The sequence below is a fragment of the Nocardioides albidus genome (genome assembly GCF_006335005.1).
Taxonomy (GTDB): Bacteria; Actinomycetota; Actinomycetes; order Propionibacteriales; family Nocardioidaceae; genus Nocardioides; species Nocardioides albidus.
In genome coordinates, this window is the sequence record NZ_VDMP01000027.1 from 547,739 (window position 1) to 571,367 (window position 23,629).

Annotated in this window: 24 protein-coding genes and 1 riboswitch; of the genes, 18 read left to right on the top strand and 6 right to left on the bottom strand. The window is 72.2% G+C overall.

Annotation, left to right across the window (positions count from 1 at the left end; translation table 11 throughout):
- The first annotated feature begins 55 nt into the window (after window positions 1-55).
- The 4 genes from tuf (at window position 56) to FHP29_RS21015 (ending at window position 3,930) form a co-directional block, all read left to right on the top strand.
- The gene (gene tuf / locus FHP29_RS21000; RefSeq protein WP_139624793.1) at window positions 56-1,249 is read left to right on the top strand and encodes an elongation factor Tu; all 1,194 of its coding nucleotides are present in this window, start codon (window positions 56-58) and stop codon (window positions 1,247-1,249) included.
- A 90-nt stretch (window positions 1,250-1,339) separates the two neighbouring features.
- A complete protein-coding gene (locus FHP29_RS21005) occupies window positions 1,340-1,687 on the top strand; it encodes a DUF4190 domain-containing protein (protein ID WP_139624794.1) in 348 nt (115 codons plus the stop codon).
- Entirely contained in the window at window positions 1,684-2,409 is a 726-nt protein-coding gene (gene trmB / locus FHP29_RS21010) for a tRNA (guanosine(46)-N7)-methyltransferase TrmB (RefSeq protein WP_139624796.1), read from the top strand. Before FHP29_RS21005 ends, trmB begins: the two co-directional genes overlap by 4 nt.
- Window positions 2,410-2,601: 192 nt before the next feature.
- Window positions 2,602-3,930, top strand: coding sequence for a PhoH family protein (locus tag FHP29_RS21015; protein WP_139624797.1), 1,329 nt, complete (start codon window positions 2,602-2,604; stop codon window positions 3,928-3,930).
- A 260-nt stretch (window positions 3,931-4,190) separates the two neighbouring features.
- Here the strand turns inward: FHP29_RS21015 and FHP29_RS21020 are convergent, their stop codons facing one another.
- Window positions 4,191-5,147 carry an endonuclease domain-containing protein gene (locus FHP29_RS21020; protein ID WP_158296664.1) on the bottom strand — a complete coding sequence of 319 codons (957 nt, stop codon included), beginning with the start codon at window positions 5,145-5,147 and terminating at the stop codon, window positions 4,191-4,193.
- A gap of 406 nt (window positions 5,148-5,553) precedes the next feature.
- Between FHP29_RS21020 and FHP29_RS21025 the strand changes: the two genes are divergently transcribed.
- Both FHP29_RS21025 and FHP29_RS21030 read left to right on the top strand, forming a co-directional pair.
- A complete protein-coding gene (locus tag FHP29_RS21025) occupies window positions 5,554-6,216 on the top strand; it encodes an aggregation-promoting factor C-terminal-like domain-containing protein (protein ID WP_139624799.1) in 663 nt (220 codons plus the stop codon).
- Window positions 6,217-6,541: 325 nt separating this feature from the next.
- A complete protein-coding gene (locus FHP29_RS21030; RefSeq protein ID WP_139624800.1) occupies window positions 6,542-6,853 on the top strand; it encodes a GlsB/YeaQ/YmgE family stress response membrane protein in 312 nt (103 codons plus the stop codon).
- A 49-nt stretch (window positions 6,854-6,902) separates the two neighbouring features.
- Here the strand turns inward: FHP29_RS21030 and FHP29_RS21035 are convergent, their stop codons facing one another.
- Entirely contained in the window at window positions 6,903-8,291 is a 1,389-nt protein-coding gene (locus FHP29_RS21035; RefSeq protein WP_139624802.1) for a class II fumarate hydratase, read from the bottom strand.
- Between the two features lie 49 nt (window positions 8,292-8,340).
- On the opposite strand from FHP29_RS21035, the gene FHP29_RS21040 reads away from it, so the two are divergent.
- Window positions 8,341-8,889, top strand: a complete 549-nt coding sequence (locus FHP29_RS21040) for a DUF1990 family protein (RefSeq protein ID WP_205014306.1) — start codon at window positions 8,341-8,343, stop codon at window positions 8,887-8,889.
- A 25-nt stretch (window positions 8,890-8,914) separates the two neighbouring features.
- On the opposite strand, the gene FHP29_RS21045 is transcribed toward FHP29_RS21040, so the two are convergent.
- The gene (locus tag FHP29_RS21045) at window positions 8,915-9,190 is read right to left on the bottom strand and encodes a TFIIB-type zinc ribbon-containing protein (RefSeq protein ID WP_139624803.1); all 276 of its coding nucleotides are present in this window, start codon (window positions 9,188-9,190) and stop codon (window positions 8,915-8,917) included.
- Window positions 9,191-9,328: 138 nt separating this feature from the next.
- Window positions 9,329-11,020 (bottom strand): fumarate hydratase, encoded by a 1,692-nt coding sequence (locus FHP29_RS21050; protein ID WP_205014307.1) that lies wholly within the window; start codon window positions 11,018-11,020, stop codon window positions 9,329-9,331.
- A gap of 325 nt (window positions 11,021-11,345) precedes the next feature.
- Here FHP29_RS21050 and FHP29_RS21055 point away from each other — a divergent pair, with 325 nt between their 5' ends.
- The 8 genes from FHP29_RS21055 to thiC all read left to right on the top strand — a co-directional run bounded on the left by FHP29_RS21055 (window position 11,346) and on the right by thiC (window position 18,001).
- Complete coding sequence (locus tag FHP29_RS21055; RefSeq protein WP_158296665.1) at window positions 11,346-12,455, top strand: NAD(P)-binding domain-containing protein; 1,110 nt, start codon at window positions 11,346-11,348, stop codon at window positions 12,453-12,455.
- A riboswitch (TPP riboswitch) is annotated at window positions 12,421-12,530 on the top strand. (Overlaps the previous gene by 35 nt.)
- The gene (thiE, locus tag FHP29_RS21060; protein ID WP_139624805.1) at window positions 12,522-13,112 is read left to right on the top strand and encodes a thiamine phosphate synthase; all 591 of its coding nucleotides are present in this window, start codon (window positions 12,522-12,524) and stop codon (window positions 13,110-13,112) included. (Overlaps the previous riboswitch by 9 nt.)
- A 1-nt stretch (window position 13,113) precedes the next feature.
- On the top strand, window positions 13,114-14,121 hold the full coding sequence (locus tag FHP29_RS21065) for an FAD-dependent oxidoreductase (RefSeq protein WP_139624807.1): 1,008 nt from the start codon (window positions 13,114-13,116) through the stop codon (window positions 14,119-14,121).
- Window positions 14,118-14,315, top strand: a complete 198-nt coding sequence (gene thiS / locus FHP29_RS21070) for a sulfur carrier protein ThiS (protein ID WP_139624809.1) — start codon at window positions 14,118-14,120, stop codon at window positions 14,313-14,315. The genes FHP29_RS21065 and thiS overlap by 4 nt, the downstream gene beginning before the upstream one ends.
- On the top strand, window positions 14,312-15,088 hold the full coding sequence (locus FHP29_RS21075; protein WP_139624811.1) for a thiazole synthase: 777 nt from the start codon (window positions 14,312-14,314) through the stop codon (window positions 15,086-15,088). Before thiS ends, FHP29_RS21075 begins: the two co-directional genes overlap by 4 nt.
- Window positions 15,085-15,645 carry a thiamine phosphate synthase gene (locus FHP29_RS21080; protein WP_139624812.1) on the top strand — a complete coding sequence of 187 codons (561 nt, stop codon included), beginning with the start codon at window positions 15,085-15,087 and terminating at the stop codon, window positions 15,643-15,645. Before FHP29_RS21075 ends, FHP29_RS21080 begins: the two co-directional genes overlap by 4 nt.
- Window positions 15,642-16,325 (top strand): bifunctional hydroxymethylpyrimidine kinase/phosphomethylpyrimidine kinase, encoded by a 684-nt coding sequence (locus FHP29_RS21085; protein WP_139624813.1) that lies wholly within the window; start codon window positions 15,642-15,644, stop codon window positions 16,323-16,325. Before FHP29_RS21080 ends, FHP29_RS21085 begins: the two co-directional genes overlap by 4 nt.
- Entirely contained in the window at window positions 16,322-18,001 is a 1,680-nt protein-coding gene (thiC, locus tag FHP29_RS21090) for a phosphomethylpyrimidine synthase ThiC (protein ID WP_139624814.1), read from the top strand. Before FHP29_RS21085 ends, thiC begins: the two co-directional genes overlap by 4 nt.
- A 121-nt stretch (window positions 18,002-18,122) precedes the next feature.
- On the opposite strand, the gene FHP29_RS21095 is transcribed toward thiC, so the two are convergent.
- Window positions 18,123-18,800 (bottom strand): YdeI/OmpD-associated family protein, encoded by a 678-nt coding sequence (locus tag FHP29_RS21095; RefSeq protein WP_139624815.1) that lies wholly within the window; start codon window positions 18,798-18,800, stop codon window positions 18,123-18,125.
- A gap of 53 nt (window positions 18,801-18,853) precedes the next feature.
- On the opposite strand from FHP29_RS21095, the gene FHP29_RS21100 reads away from it, so the two are divergent.
- From FHP29_RS21100 to FHP29_RS21110, 3 genes are all read left to right on the top strand, one after another.
- On the top strand, window positions 18,854-19,867 hold the full coding sequence (locus FHP29_RS21100; RefSeq protein WP_139624816.1) for an asparaginase: 1,014 nt from the start codon (window positions 18,854-18,856) through the stop codon (window positions 19,865-19,867).
- Window positions 19,868-19,984: 117 nt separating this feature from the next.
- Window positions 19,985-21,169 (top strand): hypothetical protein, encoded by a 1,185-nt coding sequence (locus FHP29_RS21105; RefSeq protein WP_139624817.1) that lies wholly within the window; start codon window positions 19,985-19,987, stop codon window positions 21,167-21,169.
- 39 nt (window positions 21,170-21,208) lie between these two features.
- Window positions 21,209-22,267: a 2,3-butanediol dehydrogenase gene (locus FHP29_RS21110; RefSeq protein WP_139624818.1), complete on the top strand. Its 1,059-nt coding sequence runs from the start codon at window positions 21,209-21,211 to the stop codon at window positions 22,265-22,267.
- A 65-nt stretch (window positions 22,268-22,332) separates the two neighbouring features.
- Here FHP29_RS21110 and FHP29_RS21115 read toward each other — a convergent pair whose 3' ends face one another.
- Window positions 22,333-23,535, bottom strand: coding sequence for a DUF4032 domain-containing protein (locus FHP29_RS21115; RefSeq protein ID WP_139624819.1), 1,203 nt, complete (start codon window positions 23,533-23,535; stop codon window positions 22,333-22,335).
- Between the last annotated feature and the right edge of the window lie 94 nt (window positions 23,536-23,629).

Genomic DNA, 23,629 nt, shown 5'->3' on the forward strand with positions numbered 1-23,629 from the left:
CTCGGCAACATCCCATTAGTACGAGTCAAGTAACAACACACCAGGAGGAGCCCCAGTGGCTAAGGCGAAGTTCGAGCGGACCAAGCCGCACGTCAACATCGGTACGATCGGTCACATCGACCACGGCAAGACCACGCTGACCGCGGCCATCTCGAAGGTCCTGCACGACGCGTACCCTGACCTCAACGAGGCCTCGCCGTTCGACCAGATCGACAAGGCTCCCGAGGAGCGGCAGCGCGGCATCACGATCTCGATCGCGCACATCGAGTACCAGACCGAGGCGCGCCACTACGCGCACGTCGACTGCCCCGGTCACGCGGACTACATCAAGAACATGATCACCGGTGCCGCCCAGATGGACGGCGCGATCCTGGTGGTCGCCGCGACCGACGGCCCGATGCCGCAGACCCGTGAGCACGTGCTGCTCGCCCGCCAGGTCGGCGTCCCCGCCCTGGTCGTCGCGCTCAACAAGTGCGACATGGTCGACGACGACGAGCTCATCGAGCTCGTCGAGATGGAGGTGCGCGAGCTCCTCTCCGAGTACGAGTACCCGGGCGACGACGTTCCGGTCGTGCGCGTTGCCGCCTTCCCGGCGCTCAACGGCGACGAGAAGTGGGGCCAGTCGGTCCTCGAGCTCATGTCGGCCGTCGACGAGTACATCCCGCAGCCCGAGCGTGAGGTCGACAAGCCCTTCCTCATGCCCGTCGAGGACGTCTTCACGATCACCGGTCGTGGCACCGTCATCACCGGTCGTATCGAGCGCGGCATCGTCAAGGTCAACGAGGAGGTCGAGATCATCGGCATCCGCGAGGGCTCGCAGAAGACCACCGTCACCGGTGTCGAGATGTTCCGCAAGCTGCTCGACGAGGGCCAGGCCGGTGAGAACGTCGGTCTGCTGCTTCGCGGCACCAAGCGCGAGGACGTCGAGCGCGGCATGGTCGTGGTGAAGCCGGGGACCACCACCCCGCACACCAACTTCGAGGCCAGCGTCTACATCCTCTCGAAGGAGGAGGGCGGCCGCCACACGCCGTTCTTCAACAACTACCGTCCGCAGTTCTACTTCCGGACCACCGACGTGACCGGCGTCGTGACCCTCCCCGAGGGCACGGAGATGGTCATGCCGGGCGACAACACCGACATGTCGGTCGAGCTCATCCAGCCGATCGCCATGGACGAGGGTCTGAAGTTCGCGATCCGCGAGGGTGGCCGCACCGTCGGCGCCGGCCGGGTCACGAAGATCACCAAGTGATCTGACCTGCTTCGGGGAGCGCCCCGCTGCTTCGGCAGCGGGGCGCTCCTGCTTTTCCGCACGTTGCGGGGAGCGTGGGAGAATCCGCCGGTGAGCCAGCAGCCCGGAACCAACCCCTACGACCCGCGGCCCTACCCGTCGTACGGCCAGGGCGGCCAGTACTTCGGCCCGCCGCCGGACCACCCCCAGGCGACGATGGTCCTCATCCTCGGGATCCTCGGGCTGGCGCTGTGCCAGGTGATCGCGCCGTTCGCGTGGGTCATCGGCGGCCGCGTCCGCAAGGAGATTGCCGCCTCCCAGGGCGCCATCGGGGGGAGCCAGATGGTGACGATCGGCTGGGTCCTCGGCATCGTCGGCTCGTGCTTCTTGATGCTCGGCCTGCTGTTCGTCATCGTCTACATCGTCATCTTCGCGATCGCCATCGGGGCCTCTGCGTGAACCACGGGGTGACCCCTGCCCGTCCTCACCACAAGTTCACCGAGGACGGGCGTCGGCTGCGGGAGGTGCTGACCTACACCCGCCGCGGCAGTCGGTTCAGCCCGAGGCAGCAGGCGGCGTGGGACGCGTACGCCGACGACGGGGTCATCCCGGACGACGCGGTGGACGACCCGGACCTCTCCTGGGCGCAGTGGTTCGGCCGCGAGGCACCGTTGGCGGTGGAGATCGGCGGCGGGGTGGGCGAGGCGACGGCGGCGCTCGCCGCAGCCCGCCCGGACCTGAACATCCTCGGGCTGGAGGTGTGGCGGCCCGGCGTCGCGGAGGCACTCGGCCGGGTGGCCGAGGCGGGTGCGACCAACGTCCGGTTCTGCGGCGTCGACGCGCTGTGGATGCTCGAGCACCGGATCGCTCCGGACTCGATCGCCGAGCTGTGGACCTTCTTCCCCGACCCCTGGCACAAGACGCGCCACCACAAGCGCCGTCTCGTCAACGCCGAGAACGCCGCGCTGATCGCCTCCCGGCTGGCGCCGGGTGCGTGGTGGCGACTCGCCACCGACTGGGCCGACTATGCCGAGCAGATGGTCGAGGTCCTCGACGCCGAGCCGCTGCTCGCTGGCGGCGTCGTCGAGCGGTGGGCCGAGCGTCCGGTCACCAAGTTCGAGCGCAAGGGCCTGGCCAAGGAGCGCACGATCACCGACCTGGCCTACCGGCGCGTCATCTGACATTCACCCCGCCGTCGCGGCGTGGCGCCCGAAAAGGCCGGCCGGCCGGCGTACTTTCCGAGTCAGTGGCAGGTGGGGAAGCCGGCCACATCGGGAGGCCGATCGTGAAGATCCACGAACGCGCACCCCGGTCCGTCTACCAGGGATAGGGCCGGGGGCCCCTGGCGGGCGCGCGGTCCGGTGAGGTGAGTCGTGGGAACCAGTCACGATGGGGCACAGACCAGCACGCGCCGTACGTACGTCCTCGACACCAGCGTGCTGCTGGCCGACCCGGGCGCCCTGCGCCGGTTCGCCGAGCACGAGGTGGTGCTTCCGGTGGTGGTGATCACCGAGCTCGAGGGCAAGCGGCACCACCCCGAGCTGGGCTACTTCGCGCGCAGCGCCCTACGCGCGCTCGACGAGATGCGGGTCAGCCACGGCCGGCTCGACACCCCCGTCCCCGTCGGCGAGGACGGCGGCAGCGTGCGGGTGGAGCTCAACCACACCGACGCCTCGTCGCTGCCGTCGGGCTTCCGGCTCGGTGACAATGACACCCGGATCCTCGCGGTCGCGCGCAACCTCGCCGACGAGGGCCACGACGTCACCCTGGTCTCCAAGGACCTGCCCATGCGGATCAAGGCGTCGGCGGTCGGTCTGGCGGCCGAGGAGTACCGCGGCGAGACGACCGGCGACTCCGACACCGGCTACTCCGGCATGGCCGAGATGGAGGTGAGCGCCGCCGAGGTCGACGAGCTGTACGACGACGGCACGCTCGACCTCGCCGACGCGCGTGAGCTGCCCTGTCACACCGGCCTGGTGCTGCTCTCCGAGCGCGGCACGGCGCTGGGTCGGGTGGGTCCCGACAAGCAGGTGCACCTCGTGCGCGGTGACCGGGAGGCGTTCGGGATCCACGGCCGCAGCGCCGAGCAGCGCGTCGCCCTCGACCTGCTGCTCGACCCCGATGTCGGCATCGTCTCCCTCGGCGGCCGCGCGGGCACCGGCAAGTCGGCGCTCGCCCTGTGCGCCGGCCTCGAGGCGGTCATGGAGCGCCAGCAGCACAAGAAGGTCGTCGTCTTCCGGCCGCTCTTCGCGGTCGGCGGCCAGGAGCTCGGCTACCTGCCCGGCTCGGAGTCGGAGAAGATGTCGCCCTGGGCACAGGCGGTCTTCGACACCCTCGGCGCCCTGACCTCGCGTGACGTGGTCGACGAGATCCTCGACCGCGGCATGCTCGAGGTGCTGCCCCTGACCCACATCCGCGGCCGGTCGCTGCACGACTCCTATGTCATCGTCGACGAGGCCCAGTCGCTCGAGCGCAACGTCCTGCTCACCGTCCTCTCGCGGATCGGTGCGAACTCCAAGGTCGTGCTCACCCACGACGTCGCCCAGCGCGACAACCTGCGGGTCGGCCGGCACGACGGTGTGGTCGCCGTGGTCGAGAAGCTCAAGGGCCACCCCCTCTTCGCCCACGTCACCCTCACCCGCTCCGAGCGCTCGCCCATCGCCGCCCTGGTCACCGAGATGCTGGAGAACGTCGTGGTGTGACGCTCTCGGCTCGTCGTGGGTCTGCTCCCGGCTCCCTGGTTCTCGGGTTTGCGGCCCCCGGGTTGCGGCCCCCGGTCCCCGGTCCCCGGGTTGCGTCATACGTTCCGAGGGTTGGAGGCCTCAGTTCGTATGACGTCCGGGGACCGGGGCCTGCCGGCGGCTGGTCGGGCGTGGGACGTCATACGCTGCGAGGGTCAGAGCGCACGGTTCGTATGACGTCCGCGGATGGATGGGGAGCCGGTGGGAAGCGGCCGCCCTGGTCACGCGGCCATGCTGGCGGTGGTGAGCGCCTCGCGGATCTGCTCGAAGAAGGCATCGGGCTCCAGACGGAACCCGAGCAGCGGGAGACGGAGCACGCGGTCGCCGGACAGGACGAGCGCGTTCTGCCGCAGCGCATCGCCGACAATGCTCTCCGCCCAGCTGTGATGGATGCCGTCCACCTCGACGACCAAGTGGTGGTCGGGCCAGTAGAGGTCGAGGTAGTAGCGGCCGCGCCGGTCCTTGCGCAGCACCTGCCGCGCCGGCGGTGGCAGACCGCGCCGTCTCGCCTCGCGGGCGACGTCGAGCTCTCCGAGCGAGCGGGCACCGTCGAGGAGGTCGTTGATCACCGCGTACAGCAGCGCCCGTCGACGGTCCCGCCGCACGCGCAATGCCTGGATCCCCAGCTCCGAGGGCGTGCTGAGCCCCTGCTGGACGGTGGTGACCAGAAGATGCGCAGCCTGCTTGTCGCTCTGCGCCCACAGCGCCGCGCGGACCGCGGCAACAGCGACCGGCGTACGCGGAATGCCCGATGTCACGAGGTCGTCGGGTGACCACCGTCGCGTCTGCCGGATGTCGTAGCGCCGCGTCCGGCGGATCCGGGCACCGCGGGGGACCGACACCCGGATCCGGTCGATCTCGTAGCGCTGCAGGCCCCACGCGACGAGGCACGCCGCCCCGTCGAGCTGCGCCCGCGGCCCGGCCTGGAAGACCGCCGCCCAGCAATGTCCGGTCGGCGACAGGGGCCCGGTGTGGATCACGACGGACTGGTCCCCGAGCCGGCGCCACCGCTCGGCGCGCACGTGGGCGCGGATCTCCCAACGGGTGACGCCCAGTCCGTAGAGCTGTCGGCGGCTGAGCACTCCGTGTTGCGCGTCGGCCAGTTCGAGCAGCGCGCGGGTGCGGGGGTCGTCGCGGTCGCCCACGAAGTGTCGTCGGGCAGCAGTTGATCGAGCCATGCGGACAGGCTGGGCGAGAGTTCCGACGCCGGGGTGGCGGGCACAGGGTGCCCTGTGGAGGAGGACGGGTGTGAAGGCCGCTGTGGACGACGAAGGGCGCGTTCGACGATCACCGGGAGTGGTGGGACCGGCGCGCACCCCACGCCTCCGACCGTCCCGGGACGTCATACGCAGGGTGGGTCAGAGGCCACGCCTCGTATGACGTCACCGCCGGAGGCGGGCCGGAGTGGCCGGTGGGACTCCTGGGGCGGGTGGGCGGAGAAGCGAGGATCGGCCTGTGGGCGCCCGTTTTGCATGGTCCCCGCCGGTCAGGCATGGTGGTCGCTGGCCATCGGCGGTCTGACAGCGAGTCGGGCCCGATCGGGCGGTGGTCGCCCCCCATGTTGTCGAGCCCGAATACGAGCACTTGTCGAATCACGCGAAGCTGGCGCCCAAGCACCGCGGCGCCCCCAAGCACGCCCACATCGCACAGGCGCCCCGCAAGGCGGCCCGCAACGTCGTCGTCCTCTCCTCGGTCGCCGTCGCCGTGACGGGCGTCTCCGTCGCCGCCGGTGTGGCCGGACAGCAGACGACGCCGCCCGCGGCGGGTGCCGCCGAGGCCGACGCGTTCACCCACGTCGGCGCGAGCGCTCTGCCCACCGAGACGATCGAGCGCCGCGAGCCGGTCCTCTCGCGCGACGACCGGCGTCCCGAGGCCGTCCCGGCCAAGTCCCTGGACCTCGCCGGGTCGCGGACCGCCGCGATGACCGACAGCCGCGAGCTGTCCGACTCCGACCCCCGCGACATCGCCCGCGCCCTGCTCGCCGAGTTCGGCTTCTCCTCCAGCCAGTTCGGCTGCCTCGACTCCCTGTGGACCCGCGAGTCCAACTGGCGCGTCGACGCCGACAACCCGAGCTCGAGCGCCTACGGCATCCCGCAGGCCCTCCCCGGCTCCAAGATGTCCTCGGCCGGGTCCGACTGGGCGCACAACCCCGCGACCCAGATCCGCTGGGGCCTCGGCTACATCCAGGACCGCTACGGCAGCCCCTGCGGCGCCTGGGGACATTCCGAGAGCCACGGCTGGTACTGAGCTGCTGGCGCGAGCGCGTCGTCGCTTCGCTCCGCCGCGCTGCCGCGCGCGCGGTTGGCTTCCGTAGGCGCCGAGTCGGTCTGGCGGCAACCCGGCGGCACGGCGGAAAACGCCGCCGTCGTCGGCTCCGGTCGCTCCTTCGTCGCTTCCTGCGCCTCCTCGTGCGGTGTTCCCGCCGTTGGCCGCACTTGAGCTGATGGCGCGAGCGCGTCGTCGCTTCGCTCCGCCGCGCTGCCGCGCGCGGTCCGCAACGCGGGCGACGCGAGGGTGCATGATGCCCACAGGGACGCCGACTCGGGTGTGCCGTCTGAGCTGAGGAGTCGCCGTGCTGTGGACCATCATCGTGACCATCGTGGGTGGAGCGGTCATCGGACTCATCGGCAAGGCCGTGGCCCCCGGTGACCGGACCAAGTTCCCGCTGTGGCTGACCATCGTGTGCGGCATCGTCGGCATGCTCGTCGGCAGCCTGCTCTACTGGGTGCTGGTGGGCAACAACAACGAGTCGTTCGACAGCCACGAGCCCACCTGGGACAACGTGACCAACGGAGTCGACTGGATGCGCCATGTCTGGCAGATCGTCGTGGCCGCCGTCGCGGTGATCGCGGCGTCGATCCTCACGGGGCGCAAGCGGGCCTGAGCAGAAGCGGGCCTGAGCAGAAGAGGGGCTGAGCGCCCGGAGCCTGCCCTCAGGGGCGGGTCATGGACATCAGGTCGAGCGCGGCGTCGAGCTCCTCGAGCGTGAGCTCGCCCCGCTCGACGTACCCGAGCTCGAGCACGGTCTCCCGGATCGGGCTGCCGGTGGCGAGCGCCTGCTTGGCGACCTTGGCGGCCGCCTCGTAGCCGATGTGCTTGTTGAGCGGCGTGACCACCGACGGTGACGACGCGGCGTAGCGCCGCATCCGCTCCGCATCGGCGGTGATGCCGTCGACGCAGCGCTCGGCCAGCGTGGCGCTGGCACGGGCGAGCAGGCGCACCGACTCGAGCACGTTGCGTGCCAGGACGGGCATCGCGACGTTGAGCTCGAAGCTCCCGCTCGCGCCGGCGACGGTCACGGCGGCGTCGTTGCCGATCACCTGCATGCACACCATCAGCGTCGCCTCGGGCAGGACGGGGTTGACCTTGCCGGGCATGATCGAGGAGCCGGGCTGCAGGTCCGGCAGGTGGATCTCGGCCAGGCCCGTCGTCGGGCCGGAGCCCATCCAGCGCAGGTCGTTGCAGATCTTGGTGATCCCCACCGCGATGGTCCGCAGTACGCCGCTCAGCTCGACGAGCGAGTCGCGGGTGCCCTGGGCCTCGAAGTGGTTGCGGGCCTCGGTGAAGACCTGCCCCGTGGCCACGCTGAGCGCCTCGATGGCGGCGGCGGCGAAGCCCGGCGGGGTGTTGATGCCGGTGCCGACGGCCGTGCCGCCCAGCGGCAGCTCGCGCACCCGGGGGAGTACGGCGCCCAACCGCTCGACGCCGTAGCGGACCGTCGCCGCGTAGCCCCCGAACTCCTGGCCCAGCGTCACCGGCGTCGCGTCCATCAGGTGCGTGCGACCGGACTTCACCAGATCGGCGAACTCCTCGGCCTTCGCCTCCAGCGAGGACGCGAGCCGGTCGAGGGCGGGCACGAGGTCGTCGCTGACCGCGAGCGCGGCGGCGACGTGGATCGCGGTCGGGAAGGTGTCGTTGCTCGACTGACTGGCGTTGACATGGTCGTTGGGGTGGGCGGTGACGCCGGCACGGGCGCACAGCGAGGAGATGACCTCGTTGGCGTTCATGTTGGAGCTGGTGCCCGAGCCGGTCTGGAAGACGTCGATCGGGAACTGGTCGTCGTGGCGGCCCTCGGCGACCGCGCGCGCCGCCGCGGTGATCGCGTCGGCGAGCTCGCGGTCGAGCACCCCGAGCCCGGCGTTGGCGCTCGCCGCGGCCGCCTTGACGTGTCCGAGCGCATGGATCAGTGCGGGCTCGATCGGCGTGCCGCTGATCGGGAAGTTCTCGACTGCCCGCTGGGTCTGCGCCCGCCACAGCGCGGCGGCGGGCACCCGGACCTCGCCCATGGAGTCGTGTTCGGTGCGGAAGGCGTCGCTACTCACCTTCTCGACTCTAGACTTCCCCGAAAGCCGCCGCCGCTACGCTGCCCGCATGCGCATGCGCGTGCGACGGCTCGGCTTCCTGTCGGAGGCCGAGGCAGCGCAGCTGCGAGCCGCACCGTGGACCTACGACGCCGTGGGGGCGAGCGGCAGCGGCGTCGTACCGGCCGGGTACCACGCCCTCAGCCGCGGGCACGTCCTCGGGCAGGGGCGACAGGTGTTCGAGCGGGCTTGCCGGGACCTGCTCGAGTGGCAGGTGCAGCTGCGCTCGGGGCTCGGCGTCCGGGCTGACGGTCCGGTGCGCGAGGGTGCCGTCGCCGTGGTCCGGATCGGAGTCGGACCGGCCGCGGTCAACGCGCCGGTCCGCGTGGTGCGGATCGTCGAGCAGTCCGACCGGGTCGCCTTCGCCTACGGCACGCTCCCCGGACACCCGGAGTCCGGGGAGGAGGAGTTCGCCGTCGCCATCGACCCCGCCGGCGACGTCACCGTCCGGATCGAGGCGTTCTCCCGGCCGGCGCTGTGGTGGAGCCGGCTCGCCGCCCCCGGTGCCCGGTTGGTCCAGGTCGCCGTCACCGGGCGCTACCTGCGCGCCCTGGCCTGAGGCACGGCCGACGGCGTACGGACGCTCAGTCGAACAGCTCGCTGAGCCAGGACTCGCGCTTGCGCTTCTTGTAGTGGCCCTGCTGGGGCGGGTACTGCTGCTGCGGGGCGCGGTACGCGTCGTACTCCGGACGCGGTGGTTGCGCAGCGGGCTGGGCGGCGGGCTGGTCGACCGAGCGGTCGATGATCTTGTCGAGCTCGCCGCGGTCGAGCCACACGCCCCGGCACTGGGGGCAGTAGTCGATCTCGATCCCGCTGCGCTCGCTCATCACCAGGGTGGTCTCGTCAACAGGGCAACGCATATCTGATCCAACGGACCGCCGCCGGAGGAGGTTCCCGGTCAGTCCTCCCGAGGCGGATCGTCGTCCATCCGCCGGTCGTGCCTCGCCAGGTGGCTCCTCGCCCGGGCGAGGGAAGGACCGCCCACCCGGACACCCGGGTCACTCGGCCGAGCGCACCCGGAGACCGGTGATCGGCACGGTGACGGAGCCGCCCGGGTCGGTGAAGAAGTCGTTGCCCTTGTCGTCGACGACGATGAAGGCGGGGAAGTCCTCGACCTCGATCCTCCAGACCGCCTCCATGCCGAGCTCGGGGTACTCGATGACCTCCTGGCTCTTGATGCAGTCCTGTGCCAGACGGGCCGCGGGGCCGCCGATGGAGCCGAGGTAGAAGCCGCCGTACTCGTTGCACGCCTCGGTGACCTGCTTGCTGCGGTTGCCCTTGGCGAGCATCACCATCGAGCCGCCCGCGGCCTGGAAGGACTTCACGTAGGAGTCCATCCGCCCGGCGGTCGTGGGGCCGAACGACCCCGACGCCATGCCCTCGGGGGTCTTGGCGGGGCCGGCGTAGTAGACGGGGTGGTTCTTGAGGTAGTCGGGCATCTCCTCGCCCGCGTCGAGGCGCTCCTGGATCTTCGCGTGCGCGATGTCGCGCGCGACGACGAGCGGGCCGGTGAGGGAGAGCCGGGTCTTGACGGGGTACGACGACAGCTGGGCGAGGATCTCGCTCATCGGGCGGTTGAGGTCGACCTTGACGACCTCGCCACCGGAGATGTCCTCGGCGACGCCGGCGTCGGGCATGTACTGCGCCGGGTCGGTCTCGAGCTGCTCGAGGAAGACGCCCTCGGACGTGATCTTGCCGAGCGCCTGGCGGTCGGCGGAGCAGGAGACCGCGATCGCGACCGGGCACGACGCGCCGTGGCGGGGGAGGCGGACCACGCGGACGTCGTGGCAGAAGTACTTGCCGCCGAACTGCGCGCCGATGCCGAAGGACTGGGTGAGCTTGAAGACCTCCTCCTCGAGCTCGAGGTCGCGGAAGCCGTGGGCGTCCATGGAGCCCTCGGTGGGGAGGTTGTCGAGGTAGTGCGCGGAGGCGTACTTGGCGGTCTTGAGCGCGAACTCCGCGCTGGTGCCGCCGATGACCACGGCGAGGTGGTACGGCGGGCAGGCGGCCGTGCCGAGCGAGCGGATCTTCTCGTCGAGGAACTCCAGCATCCGCTTGGGGTTGAGGATCGCCTTCGTCTCCTGGAACAGGAAGGACTTGTTGGCCGAGCCGCCGCCCTTGGCCATGAAGAGGAACTTGTACTCGGGCGACTTCCCGTCGGCGCCGGGGGTGGAGTAGAGCTCGATCTGCGCCGGCAGGTTGGAGCCGGTGTTCTTCTCGTCGTACGTCGTCAGCGGGGCGAGCTGGCTGTAGCGCAGGTTGAGCTTGGTGTAGGCGTCGTAGACGCCCTTGCTGATCCACTCGGCGTCGTCGGCGCCGGTGAGCACGCCCTCGGACTTCTTGCCCATCACGATGGCGGTGCCGGTGTCCTGGCACATCGGCAGCACTCCACCGGCGGAGATGTTGACGTTCTTGAGCAGGTCGAGTGCGACGAAGCGGTCGTTCCCGGACGCCTCGGGGTCGTCGATGATCTTGCGCAGCTGCCGGAGGTGGGCCGGACGCAGGTAGTGGCTGATGTCGTGCATCGCCTCTGCGGTGAGCTGCTGGATCGCCTCGGGCGAGACCTTGAGGAAGGTCCGGCCGTCGGGACCCTCGACGCTCTCCACGCCCTCCGTCGTGATCAGCCGGTAGGGCGTGTCGTCCTTGCCGGTCGGGAGGAGGTCGGAGTATCGGAACTCAGCTTCAGCCACGGCTACCGAGGATATCCCGCGTCCGGCCGACCGGCGCTCGGGGGACGAGGGTCAGGACAGCAGCCGGTCGGCGAGCTGCTCGGCGAGGGCGACGTCGTAGGTCGTGCGCTCCGGACACCCGCGGTACGCCGGGTGGTCTACGACGGTCTCGCCGGGTCGCGCCTCCACCGAGCAATCGGGCGCGCCTCCGCGGAGATGTGGGCTCATCTGGGCGCGGACCAACGAAGCATCATCGATCCGGTCACGCTCGGCGGGAGGAACCCTCCTGCCTTCCGGGGTGACCGGAATCGCGGCATTCATACCGGTTCCGCGGTGTTGGGCCGACGTGCACGTGTACGACGCGGTGGTCATCGGAGCGGGCCAGGCCGGGCTCTCGGCGTCCTTCCATCTGGTCCGGCTCGGGATCGACCATGTCGTGCTCGACGCCGACGACGGACCGGGCGGCGCCTGGCGGCACCGGTGGGACTCCCTGTCGATGCGCGACGTCCACGGCGTGGCCGACCTGCCCGACGCCCCGGCGCCGGGCGACTCGCGGGAGCGGGCCAACGTGGTGGTCCCGGCGTGGTTCGGCCGCTACGAGGACGAGCACCGGCTGCCCGTCGTACGTCCGGTGCGGGTGGACCGGGTGACGGACGACGGCGGCCTCCTCGTGGTCCACGCGGGGGAGCGGACCTGGACCACGCGGACCCTGGTCAATGCGACCGGCACCTGGACGCAGCCGTTCGTGCCGTACTACCGGGGCGCCGAGACCTTCCTCGGCGAGCAGCTGCACACCGCCGACTATCCGGGTCCGGAGCACTTCCGCGGCAAGCGGGTGGTCGTCGTCGGCGGCGGGGCGTCGGCGGTGCAGTTCCTCGGAGAGCTGGCGCCGCGCACCGACGTGCTGTGGGTGACCCGGCGCCCGCCGGTGTGGCGCGACGGGTTCGACGAGAGCGTCGGCAGGCAAGCCATCGAGCTGGTCCAGGAGCGGGTGCGCGCCGGCCTCCCGCCGGCCAGTGTCGTCAGCGTCACCGGGCTTGCGCTGCGTCCGCAGGAGCAGGAGGCGGCCCGGCTGGGCGTCTACGAGAAGCGGCGCGACATGTTCGCGCGGATCGAGCCGGACGGCGTGCGCTGGGCCGACGGCGGCTTCGAGCGCGCCGACGTGATCTTGTGGGCCACGGGGTTCCGGCCCGCGGTGGGACACCTCGCACCGCTGCGCCTGCGCAGCGAGCGCGGCGGGATCGCCCTGCTGCAGAGCAGCGCCGACGTGCAGACCGCAACGACCGCCGTCCGTGACCCGCGGGTGCAGCTGGTCGGCTACGGCCCGTCCGCGAGCACGATCGGCGGCAACCGGGCGGGGCGGGCAGCCGCCCTGGCGGTCCGGCGGTTCCTCTCGTCGCACGATGCTGCTAGCGTCGCCGCCGACAACCCACGGGAGTCCGCGGCAGCGGGCTGAGAGGGAGCTGGAGCCGCTCCGACCGTCACACCTGATCCGGGTCATGCCGGCGAAGGAACGGAAGAGATGACGCCTCACGTGTTCTGCCTGGTCTCCGAACGAGACGACCTCTCCCTGCTGCACGCGCTGGCCGATGCCGGCGTCGACGGCTTCCAGGTCCGGGCCAAGACGCTGGCCACCGGCGCGCTGGTCGCGCTCACCCGGGCGGTGCTCACCGCGGTGCGGCCCTCCGGGGCGCTGGTCGTGGTCAACGACCGGCTCGACGTCGCCCTGGCTGCGGAGGCCGACGGGGTGCACCTCGGAGCGGACGACCTCCCCGTCGCCGACGCCCGCCGGCTGGCCCCAGGCCTCGTGGTGGGGGCGACCTGTCGGTCGCGGGCCGAGGTCGTGACGGCCGCCGAAGCGGGCGCGGACTACGCCGGCTTCGGGCCTGTCTTCGCCACGGCCTCGAAGGCCGGACTCCCCGCACCGCAGGGCATCGGCGCCGTCAGCGAGGCTGCCGGAGTGCTGCCGCTGGTCGCGATCGGCGGCATCACTGCCGAGACCGCAGCCGAGGTCCGTGCGGCCGGTGCCACCGGCGTCGCCGTGATCGGCGCGATCTGGCGACATCCCGATCCCGTGGGTGCAGCGAAGGAGCTCGTCGCGGCGGTGGCCTGAGATGGCGGGGACGCGCGTCGACGTGCTCGGCGCCGGCATCGTCGGCCTCACCGTCGCCGACGAGCTGGCCCGGCGCGGTCACGACGTCGCCGTCGTCGATCCGCGACCGGCCGGCGGGGCGTCGTACGCCGCCGCGGGGATGCTCAGTCCGGCGGCCGAGGTCTGGCACGGCGAGGAGGAGATCCTCCGGCTCGGCCTGGCCTCCCTGGAGCTGTGGCCGGAGCTGGCCGCGCGCCTCGAGGTGGAGGTGCGCCGGACCGGCACCCTGCTCGTCGGGTACGACGCCGGCGACCTCCAGCAGGTCGAGCGGCAGGCCGCGCTGCTGCACCGGCACGGACACCGGGTCGAGCTGCTCGGCCGGGCCGGCGTCCGCGCCGCGGAGCCCAGCCTGGCGCGGGTCGCCGGCGGCGCGCTGCTGCCCGCCGAGGCGAGCGTCGACCCGCGCGCGATCTGCGACGCTCTGCTCGCCCGGGTCGAGCTGCGGGGAGAGCGGCGCCCCGGCGCCGAGGTCACGGTGGTCGCGACCGGCACCGCCCTCCCGGAGCCCTGGTCGGGACTGGTCACGGGCGTGCGCGGGGAGATCCTGCGGCTGCGCTCCGACGACCCGCCCCGTCGTACCGTCCGCGGCTGGGTGGGCGGCGAGGCCGTCTACCTCGTCCCCCGGGGTGACGACCGGGTCGTCCTCGGCGCGACCTCCGAGACGCATGCTGCCCCGCCCGTGCTGACCGCCGGCGGTGCTCTGCGGCTGCTGACGGCCGCCCGGGCGCTGTGGCCCGCGCTCGACCGGGCCGCGCTCGTCGAGGGCACCGCGCGCGACCGCCCGGCCACCGCCGACGGGCTGCCGCTCGTCGGGCCCAGCGGCGTCGAGGGCGTCGTGCTCGCCGCCGGCCACTACCGGCACGGCGTGCTGCTGGCGCCGCTCACCGCGCAGCTCGTGGCCGACCACCTCGACACCGGACGGGTCGACCCGGTCCTCGATCCCCGCCGCACGATGGAAGGAGCACGATGATCACCTGCAACGGCGAGACCGTGGGCGACGCGGCGACCGTCGCGGACCTGCTGGAGCGACGCCTCGGCGACGCCCGCCCCCACGGCGTCGCGGTCGCCGTCAACGGCGAGGTCGTGCCGCGCGGCGAGTGGGCGTCGTACCCGCTCGCCGAGGGCGACGTCGTCGAGGTCGTGACGGCGGTGCAGGGCGGATGAGCTCCCTCGTGCCCGACCTGGTGATCGCGGGGGAGGCGCTGTCCTCCCGGCTCCTCCTCGGCACCGGCGGCCTTCCCCGCACCTCGTTGGTGGAGCCGGTCCTGGAGGCGGCCCGGCCCGCGCTGGTGACGGTCTCGATCCGGCGCACGTCGTCCCTCGCTGACGGCGGACTGCTCGCCGCTCTGCAGGCCGCCGGTGTGCGCCTGCTGCCGAACACGGCGGGCTGTCTGTCGGCCCGCGAGGCCGTGCTGACCGCCGAGCTGGCCCGCGAGGCGCTCGGCACCGACTGGGTGAAGCTCGAGGTCGTCGGCGACGAGCGCTCGCTGATGCCGGACGCCGTGGAGCTCCTCGACGCCGCCGAGGAGCTGGTCCGGCGCGGCTTCGTGGTCCTGCCCTACACGACCGACGACCCGGTCCTGGCCCGCCGGCTGGTCGACGCCGGCTGCGCGGCGGTGATGCCGCTCGGCTCGCCGATCGGCTCGGGGCTGGGCGTCCTCAACCCGCATGCGATCGCCGCGGTCCGCGCCGCCGTCGAGGTTCCCGTCGTCCTCGACGCCGGCGTCGGTACGGCGAGCGACGCCGCCCTGGCCATGGAGCTGGGCTGCGACGCGGTGCTCGCGGCGACCGCGGTGACGCGGGCCGAGGACCCGGTGGCCATGGCCCGGGCGTTGCGGCTGGCGGTCGACGCCGGTCGCCTGGCCTACGGCGCGGGCCGGGTTCCCCGCCGCGCCGAGGCCCGCGCCTCCAGCCCCCTGATCGGGCTCGTCCGATGAGCCGGCGGGTCGTCGTGCTGACCGACCGCACCCAGGTCCCGGCCGGACGTTCGCTGCGCGACGTGCTCGCCGCGGCCGCGGACGGCGGACTGACCACCGTGCTGCTGCGCGAGGTGGACCTGCCCGACGACGAACGCGCCAAGATCGCCGACCACGCACGGACCTGTGGCCTGGAGGTGGTCGCCGCCCACCGCGCGGTCGTGGGCTGCAGCGGCCTGCATCTGCCCTCCGGCTCGGCGCTCCCCGCGGTCGCGACGCGATGGGGACGCTCCTGCCACGACCGCGCGGACCTGCTCCGCGCGGCGGCCGACGGCGCGTGGTGGGCCACCCTGTCGCCGTACGCGACGACGGCGAGCAAGCCCGGCTACGGACCCCCGGTCCCGGCGGCCGCCTTCGCGCAGGCACCGCTGCCGGTGCTCGCGCTGGGCGGGATCACGCCCGGCAACGCGGCGGCCGCCCGGGAGGCGGGCGCGTGGGGCGTCGGGGTGATGGGAGCCGTGATGCGGGCCGCCGACCCGGCCGCGGTCGTCGCGGCGCTCCTGGAGGCGGCGGGATGACCCCGCCCGTCGTCGTCACGATCGCCGGCACCGACTCCAGCGGGGGAGCGGGCATCGCCGCCGACCTCGTCACCTTCGCGGCCCTCGGCGTCCACGGCGCCTGCGTCGTCGCCGCCGTCACCGCGCAGGACACGACCGGCGTGCGCGCCATCCACCCGGTCCCGTACGACGTCGTGGTCGCCCAGCTCGACGCCGTGCTCGACGACCTCGACCCGGTGGCGGTGAAGACCGGCATGCTGGCCACGCCGGAGGTGGTCCGGCTGGTCGCGGAGCGGTGTGCGGACCGCCTCCTGGTCGTCGATCCCGTGCTGGTCGCGACCTCCGGTGCCGTCCTCGCCACGGACGACGTGCGGGAGGCCTACCGCGCCGACCTGCTCCCCGTCGCGACCGTCGCCACTCCCAACGAGGCGGAGGCCGCCGCGCTCGGCCTCATCGCAGGACCGGGGGTCGTCGTCACGCGCGGCGGCCCGGTCCCGACCACCAACGACCACGGCACCGGCTGCACCTACAGCAGCGCGCTCGCCGCCCATCTCGCGCTCGGCGCCGACGTCGCGACGGCCGCCGAGCGCGCCGCGGCGTACGTCTCCCACCAGCTGACCCTCGGCAAGCACTGGACCCTCGGTCGCGGCCGGGGGCCGGTCGCCCACGTCCACGCCCCCACCCAAGGAGAGAACCCATGACCGTCCACCCCGCCCACACCCGCGTCCTCGCCGGCGACGGGACCGGCGACCTCGCCGTGCCGTTCACCCGCGTCGAGCTCACCAACGGCGAGACCTTCGACCGCTACTGCACCTCCGGTCCCGGATCGGACCCGGAGGTCGGCCTCGAGCCGCTGCGGGCCGCCTGGATCGCGGGCCGCGGCGACGTCGCGGCGTACGACGGCCGTGAGACCCAGCTCCTCGACAACGGCCGGTCCGCGGTCCGCCGCGGCGCGGCGCGCGGGGAGTGGCGCGGTGCCCGACGTCGGCCGCTGCGCGCATCCGGCGAGGCGCCGGTGACCCAGATGGCCTACGCGCGGGCGGGGATCGTGACCGAGGAGATGAGGTACGTCGCGCTCCGCGAGTGCTGCGACGTCGAGCTGGTGCGCAGCGAGGTCGCCGCCGGCCGCGCGATCATCCCGGCCAACGTCAACCACCCCGAGTCCGAGCCGATGATCATCGGCCGGCGGTTCCTGGTGAAGGTCAACGCCAACATCGGCAACTCCGCCGTCACCTCGTCGATCGCCGAGGAGGTCGACAAGCTGACCCACGCGATCACGTGGGGCGCCGACACCGTGATGGACCTCAGCACCGGCGACGACATCCACACCACGCGCGAGTGGATCATCCGCAACTCGCCCGTGCCGATCGGGACCGTGCCGATCTACCAGGCGCTGGAGAAGGTCGACGGCGAGGCCGACCGGCTCACCTGGGAGATCTTCCGCGACACCGTCATCGAGCAGTGCGAGCAGGGCGTGGACTACATGACGATCCACGCCGGCGTCCTGCTGCGCTACGTGCCGCTCACGGCCGAGCGGGTGACCGGGATCGTCAGCCGCGGCGGGTCGATCATGGCCGGCTGGTGCCTGGCCCACCACGAGGAGAACTTCCTCTACACGCACTTCGACGAGCTGTGTGAGATCTTCCGTCGGTACGACGTCAGCTTCTCCCTCGGCGACGGGCTCCGCCCCGGCTCGACGGCGGATGCCAACGACGAGGCCCAGCTGTCCGAGCTGCGCACGCTCGCCGAGCTGACGACGCGGGCCTGGGACCACGATGTCCAGGTCATGGTGGAGGGCCCGGGCCACGTCCCGCTCCACCTCGTCGAGGAGAACGTCCGGCTCCAGCAGGAGTGGTGCCACGGCGCGCCGTTCTACACGCTCGGCCCGCTCGCCACCGACATCGCGCCGGGCTACGACCACATCACCTCCGCCATCGGCGCCGCCACGATCGCCATGCACGGGACCGCGATGCTCTGCTACGTCACGCCCAAGGAGCACCTCGGTCTGCCGAACCGCGACGACGTGAAGACCGGCGTCATCACCTACAAGCTCGCCGCCCACGCCGCCGACCTCGCCAAGGGCCACCCCGGTGCCCGCGACTGGGACGACGCCCTGTCGAAGGCCCGCTTCGAGTTCCGGTGGCGCGACCAGTTCGCGCTCTCGCTCGACCCGGTCACCGCGGAGTCCTTCCACGACGAGACCCTGCCGGCCGAGAACGCCAAGACCGCCCACTTCTGCTCGATGTGCGGCCCGAAGTTCTGCTCGATGCGGATCAGCCAGGACGTGCGGGAGCGGTTCGCGGCGGACGGCATGGCGCGGAAGTCGGCCGAGTTCGTCGAGCTGGGCGGGACGGTGTACGTCGAGTCGCCGGCCTGAGTCTGCGGGGCCTGAGTCTGCGGGGCCGGAGTCATGTAACTCGGTGTTCGTGCGACTACCACGGTCTCGTGACGCGTCAGGACCCCGTGGTAGTCGCACGAACACCGAGTTACATGACCGGTCAGCGCGCGGAGGACGCCGCGTCCGCCGCAGCCGCGGCCCGCTCGACCCACTTCGGGATGTCGCCGTAGCGCTGGCTCGGGATGAGCCGCCCCGCGGCGGAGTCGTCGACGAGCTGGGCCATCCGGCGGTCCCGGGTCGCCTGCTGCTTGGCGGCGAGGACCCAGTTGACGCAGATCCGGCGGTAGGTCCTGGTCGCCGCTTCCCAGAAGGCCGTCGCGGCGGGGGAGGCGGCCAGCCGGGCGGCGTACTCCTCGGGCAGCACGAGCTCGCCGTCGACCTCGTGGGTGTAGGGCGCCGGCTCGCGGCGCCGCGCCTCCCAGATCGCGAGCCCGGCGGGCTGCATCCGGCCCTCGGCGCGCAACTGCTCGACGAGCTCGAGGTTGACCTTGCTCCAGTTGCTGGTCCTCTTGCGCGGGGTCCAGCGCTGGCGGGTGGCGTCCTCGTCGATGCGCTGGGCGACCGAGTCGATCCAGCCCCAGCACAGGGCGACCGGGACGGCCTGTGCCCAGGTGAGCCCGCGATCGGGGACGTGCTTCTTGTAGAGGCCCATCCACAGCTCGGTCTCGGTGTCGTGGTTCTGGGCGAGCCAGGCGTCGAACTCCGCGGCGTCGGCGAAGAAGCGCGCCGGGCGCTCGGCACTGCCGCCCATCCGGCCGGGGGCCGCGTCCTTGGTCATGGGAGGAGTCAACCAGTGCGCACCGACGTCGACCGACCGGAGAGGATGGCCCCATGAGGCCCCCTGTCGCGATCGGCGCCCTCGGCGGCACCATCGCCTCGACGTCCAGCGCGACCGACGGCACCGAGATCGTGCCGACCCTGACGGCGCAGCGGCTCGCGGCCGCCGTACCAGGCCTGGCGGAGATCGCGACGGTCCGCGCCGAGACGCTGGCGCAGCTGCCCAGCCCGTCGCTCGACGAGCCGACCGTCATGCGCACCCTCGCCTGGGCGCAGGCCGCCGTCGACGACGGCGCGCACGGCGTCGTGATCACCCAGGGCACCGACACCCTCGAGGAGTCGGCCTACCTGCTCGACCTCTTCTGGGACCGCCCCGAGCCGCTCGTGGTGACCGGAGCGATGCGCTCGCCGCAGGCCGCCGGCGCCGACGGTCCGGCCAACCTCCTCACCGCGGTCCGCTGCGCCGTCGCCGAGGGCTCCCGCGAGCGCGGTGTGCTGGTGGCGTTCGACGACGAGCTGCACCAGGCGAGGTGGGTCGCCAAGACCGACTCGATGTCGACCAGCGCCTTCCGGTCCGCGGTGTTCGGCCCGATCGGGCGCTGCGTCGAGGGCGAGGTCGTGTACGGCGTCCCGCCGGGCCGGGTGCCCGCGCTGCGGGTGCCGCCGGGACAGCGGGCGGGCGATCCGCGGGTTCCGCTGGTGGCGACCTACCTCGGCGACGACGGGTACGTGCTCGAGGCACTCCTGGCCGGCGGGCTCGACCGGATCGACGGTGTCGTGATCGCCGGCTTCGGCGCGGGCCATGTCTCGGCGCGGATGGCCGACGCCGTGGGCCGCCTGGCCGGCGAGCTCCCGGTCGTCTTCGCCTCGCGCACCGGCTCCGGGCCCACCGGGCGGGCGATGTACGGCTATCCGGGCTCGGAGATCGACCTGCTCGCCCGGGGCGCGGTCGGCGCCGGCTGGCTCTCGCCCGTCAAGGCGCGGCTGCTGCTGTGGGCGCTCGCCCTGCGGGGTCCGGTGGGGCCCGCGGACGTGGCCGCCGAGTTCGAGCTCCGCGGCCGCCCCTGACCGGCCACTGATCCGGCCACTGAACCGGCCGTCTCGCGCTGCAACCGTCTGCAACGCTTCCGGCTCGCCGGGCGCTGCGGGTGTGCTGTCGATCACATTCGCAGAAGGTGGTCCGACATGCAGCACAACGACAAGCGCCCCATGGCGTGGTGGGCCTTCGGGCTCGTGAACCTGGCGGTCGTCCTCGCCGCCGGTCTCCTCGGCTGGTATCTGCTGGCCGATCCCAAGACCAGCCCGCTCGACGTCTATCCGCTCCCGTTCAACGCCGCCCTGTTCTGGGCGCTGATGTTCGTCGTCTGGACGGGCTTCAACCTCGAGCTGGCCGGCTTCGCCCGCCTCCCGCAGCCGCTGCGCGGCGTCGCGTACACCGCCGCCACGGCGACCTTCGCCATCGTGGTGACCTGGCTCCTCGGACACGGCCTGGGCAGCCTGGTCCCGGACTTCTCCGCGGCCCGGGAGGGCGGGGTCGGCTACTTCACGGGCGCGCTCTTCGTGCTGTTCGGCTTCTCGACGTACGTCATGGCCGTCGTGAACTGGAACCACTGGCCGTGGACCGACCGCGGCCTGCGCCAGCCGTTCGTGGGCCTGTGCGAGATCGCGGCCCTGCTCGGTCCGACGATCCTGCTGTACGTCGTGCTCGGCATTCCTGCTGTCTCGGAGCGGGTCACCGAGAGCGGTCCGGTGCTGGAGCTCAACACCCTGCTGGGCTGGTACTACAGCGTCGTCATCGCGATCGTCCTCACCGGACTGTGCTGGGAGAACTGGCCGTGGCGCCTGGCCGGCGGCCGGGGCGCCGTGGCGCTGGCCTCCCTGGTCGGGAACGTCGTGCTCGGAACGGTGCTCTACTTCGCGCTGCGCGCCGTGGTCGAGCTGGTCGTCGGCTCGACGGTGACCGACCAGCTGGGCGTCGCGATCAACCAGTTCCCGTCGCAGATCGGCGTGTGCTGGGTCGCGTGGATGATCTTCTGGGGCAACGCGTTCGGCAACCGGCCCACCGGCTACGGCACCGCCACCAACCTGGTGTGCCGGGCCCTGATCACCTTCGGTCTCGCGCTCGGGACCTTCGTCGCCTACTACTACGTGCTCGCCGAGCACGTCCTGCACGAGCCGGCGGTCGTCGGCGCCCTCCACGGCAACGCGCTGGGCTTCCTCGACTGGTTCGCCCTCGTCACGCTGCTCTACATCGTCGGCTTCGGCTCCTACCCGCTCCGAGCGCCGGAGTCCGCGCCCGCCCCGGACTCGCAGGCCACCGCCGACCCCGGCGTCCCCCTGCCCGATCCCGCCGTCACGCCGGCCGGCTGACCGCACCCACCGAGAAGAAACCGAGAAGAGGAGACCGTCATGAAGGCAGCACGCTTCCACGGCCGCGGCGACATCCGGATCGACGACGTGCCCGAGCCGGTGGTCCGGCCCGGCACGGTCAAGGTCGAGGTCGAGTGGTGCGGCATCTGCGGCACCGACCTCCACGAGTACCTCGAGGGCCCGATCTTCGCGCCACCCGCGGACGCACCGCACCCGCTGACCGGCGAGACCGTCCCGATCACCCTCGGCCACGAGTTCGCCGGCGTCGTCGCCGAGCTCGGCGAGGGCGTCACCGACCTCCGGGTCGGCGACCGGGTGGTCGTCGAGCCCTACATCGTCTGCGGGCGCTGTGACGCCTGCACCAACGGGCGCTACAACGTGTGCCAGACCCTCGGCTTCGTGGGCCTGTCGGGAATGGGCGGCGGGTTCTCGCAGTACGTCGTGGCCGAGCGTCGCTGGATCCACCCGCTCGGCGACCTGGGCACCGACGTCGGCGCGCTGGTCGAGCCGCTCGCCGTCGCCTACCACGCCGTCCGGCTCGCGGGATCGCGCCCGGACCACACCGCCGTCGTCTTCGGCGCGGGCCCGATCGGCCTGGTGACCACGGCCGCCCTGCGCGCCGTCGGGGTCGAGGAGGTGATCGTCGTCGAGCCTGCCGACGTCCGCAAGGAGAAGGCCTCGGTGGCCGGCGCCGGACACGTCCTCGACCCGCGCTCGACCGACGTGACCGCGGAGATCATGGAGCTGACGTCGGGCCGCGGCGCGGACATCACCTTCGAGTGCGCCGGGGTCGACGCCGTCCTCAAGACCGCGATCCAGTCGACCCGGGCAGGCGGGACCTGCGTCAACGTCGCGATCTGGGGCCACGAGGCGTCCGTGGCCATGAACGACCTGGTGTTCCGCGAGGTCAACGTCCTCGGCAGCCTCGCGTACGCCGACGACCACCGGCCCACGATCGACCTGATCGCACAGGGCAAGGTCGATCCCCACCAGTTCATCACCGGGCGCATCGACCTCGACGACCTGGTCGTCGGCGGCTTCCAGGAGCTGATCGAGAACAAGGAGGAGAACGTCAAGATCCTCGTCCGGCCGTCCTGACCTCCCCGACCACCGGACAACCCCGTCAGGCCCGGTCAGGCCCGGTCAGGCCCGGTCAGGCACCGTCAAGCGAGGCCCGACGGGGTGTCCGGTGGTCGACGCGGGAGGACGTTCGCGATGTAGTCGCGGGCCGATTCGAAGATGTCGACCTCGTGGCCGGCCTCCTCGGAGAGGTACCAGCGGTGCTCCATCACCTCGTGGAAGTACTCCGCGGGAGCGATGGTGCGGCGCAGGCCCGGGGGCAGCAGGTCCACGATCGGCGTGTAGATGGTGGCGAGCCAGCGGCGCGCGACCACCTCGCGGTCCTCGTCGTCGTACCCGAAGTGCGCGGTGAACGCGGCGAGGTCGTTGAGCAGCCGGCGGGCCTGGCTGTCCTCGGCGTCCAGGCCGGTGAGCTCGCGCAGCTCACGACGATGGTGCCCGGCCTCGACCACCTTCGGCTGGATCCGCACGCGGTCGGACTCCGCGCGCACGTCGAGCTCGTCGACGTCGAAGCCGAGGTCGTTGAGCCGGGCGATCCGCTGCTCGACGCGGTACCACTCGTCGGCGCCGAACTCCTCGGCTGCGGTCAGCTCCTCCCACAGGGCGTGGTAGCGCTCGGTGAGCTGGGCGATGATCGCGAAGGGGTCCACCTCGACGTCGGTGTCGCCGCTGGCCTGGAGGTCCATCAGCTCGGCGAAGATGTTCTCCGAGCCGACCGTGACGTCCTGCTCGCGCATCGCGTCGGACACGCTGGGGCGGAGCTCCCCGGTCTCGGCGTCGACCAGGAACGCCGCGAATCCACCGGCGCTGCGGCGGAAGAGGGCGTTGGAGAGCGACACGTCGCCCCAGAAGAAGCCGGCGAGGTGAAGGCGCACCAGCAGCACGACGAGGGCGTCGATCAGGGCCGGGACCTGCTCGGCACGCAGACCGTGCTGGAAGACCGCGCGGTAGGGGAGCGAGTAGTGCAGGTGCTCGGTGAGCAGCGCCGCCGGCAGCGGCTCGCCGTCGGCCGTCGTCCGGCCCGTGATCACCCCGCGGGCGACGACGGCCGGCTGGCCGATCCGCTGCAGATCGCGCAGCAGGTCGTACTCACGCAGCGCGATGGACTCCTCGGTCTCCTTGACCGCGAGGAACTGCCGGTTGACCTGGACCACCCGCACCACGTGCCGCGACAGACCGAGGGGCAGCGGGACGACGTACCAGTCCTCCCACTGCGCCAACGGTCTCGACCACGGCAGCCGGAACAGCGCGGGGTCGGTGCGCGCGGCGACCACGTGCAGCGCCATGTACGCCAACCTACGGGGTCTGAACGGGTCCGTCACGGGCACCTGGGCACTACCGGTCGTGGACAAAGCACCGACACAGGGGTAGGACTGGTGA

What these genes read in the sequence shown, in the direction of transcription:
- FHP29_RS21095 (WP_139624815.1), bottom strand. Translation starts at nt 18,800, where the DNA reads ATGACCAAGGACGCGGCCCCCGGCCGGATGGGCGGCAGTGCCGAGCGC.
- thiS (WP_139624809.1), top strand. Translation starts at nt 14,118, where the DNA reads ATGATCACCTGCAACGGCGAGACCGTGGGCGACGCGGCGACCGTCGCG.
- thiC (WP_139624814.1), top strand. Translation starts at nt 16,322, where the DNA reads ATGACCGTCCACCCCGCCCACACCCGCGTCCTCGCCGGCGACGGGACC.
- FHP29_RS21045 (WP_139624803.1), bottom strand. Translation starts at nt 9,190, where the DNA reads ATGCGTTGCCCTGTTGACGAGACCACCCTGGTGATGAGCGAGCGCAGC.
- FHP29_RS21115 (WP_139624819.1), bottom strand. Translation starts at nt 23,535, where the DNA reads ATGGCGCTGCACGTGGTCGCCGCGCGCACCGACCCCGCGCTGTTCCGG.
- thiE (WP_139624805.1), top strand. Translation starts at nt 12,522, where the DNA reads ATGACGCCTCACGTGTTCTGCCTGGTCTCCGAACGAGACGACCTCTCC.
- FHP29_RS21065 (WP_139624807.1), top strand. Translation starts at nt 13,114, where the DNA reads ATGGCGGGGACGCGCGTCGACGTGCTCGGCGCCGGCATCGTCGGCCTC.
- FHP29_RS21075 (WP_139624811.1), top strand. Translation starts at nt 14,312, where the DNA reads ATGAGCTCCCTCGTGCCCGACCTGGTGATCGCGGGGGAGGCGCTGTCC.
- FHP29_RS21020 (WP_158296664.1), bottom strand. Translation starts at nt 5,147, where the DNA reads ATGGCTCGATCAACTGCTGCCCGACGACACTTCGTGGGCGACCGCGAC.
- FHP29_RS21085 (WP_139624813.1), top strand. Translation starts at nt 15,642, where the DNA reads ATGACCCCGCCCGTCGTCGTCACGATCGCCGGCACCGACTCCAGCGGG.
- FHP29_RS21110 (WP_139624818.1), top strand. Translation starts at nt 21,209, where the DNA reads ATGAAGGCAGCACGCTTCCACGGCCGCGGCGACATCCGGATCGACGAC.
- FHP29_RS21080 (WP_139624812.1), top strand. Translation starts at nt 15,085, where the DNA reads ATGAGCCGGCGGGTCGTCGTGCTGACCGACCGCACCCAGGTCCCGGCC.
- FHP29_RS21040 (WP_205014306.1), top strand. Translation starts at nt 8,341, where the DNA reads ATGCGCATGCGCGTGCGACGGCTCGGCTTCCTGTCGGAGGCCGAGGCA.
- FHP29_RS21100 (WP_139624816.1), top strand. Translation starts at nt 18,854, where the DNA reads ATGAGGCCCCCTGTCGCGATCGGCGCCCTCGGCGGCACCATCGCCTCG.
- FHP29_RS21105 (WP_139624817.1), top strand. Translation starts at nt 19,985, where the DNA reads ATGCAGCACAACGACAAGCGCCCCATGGCGTGGTGGGCCTTCGGGCTC.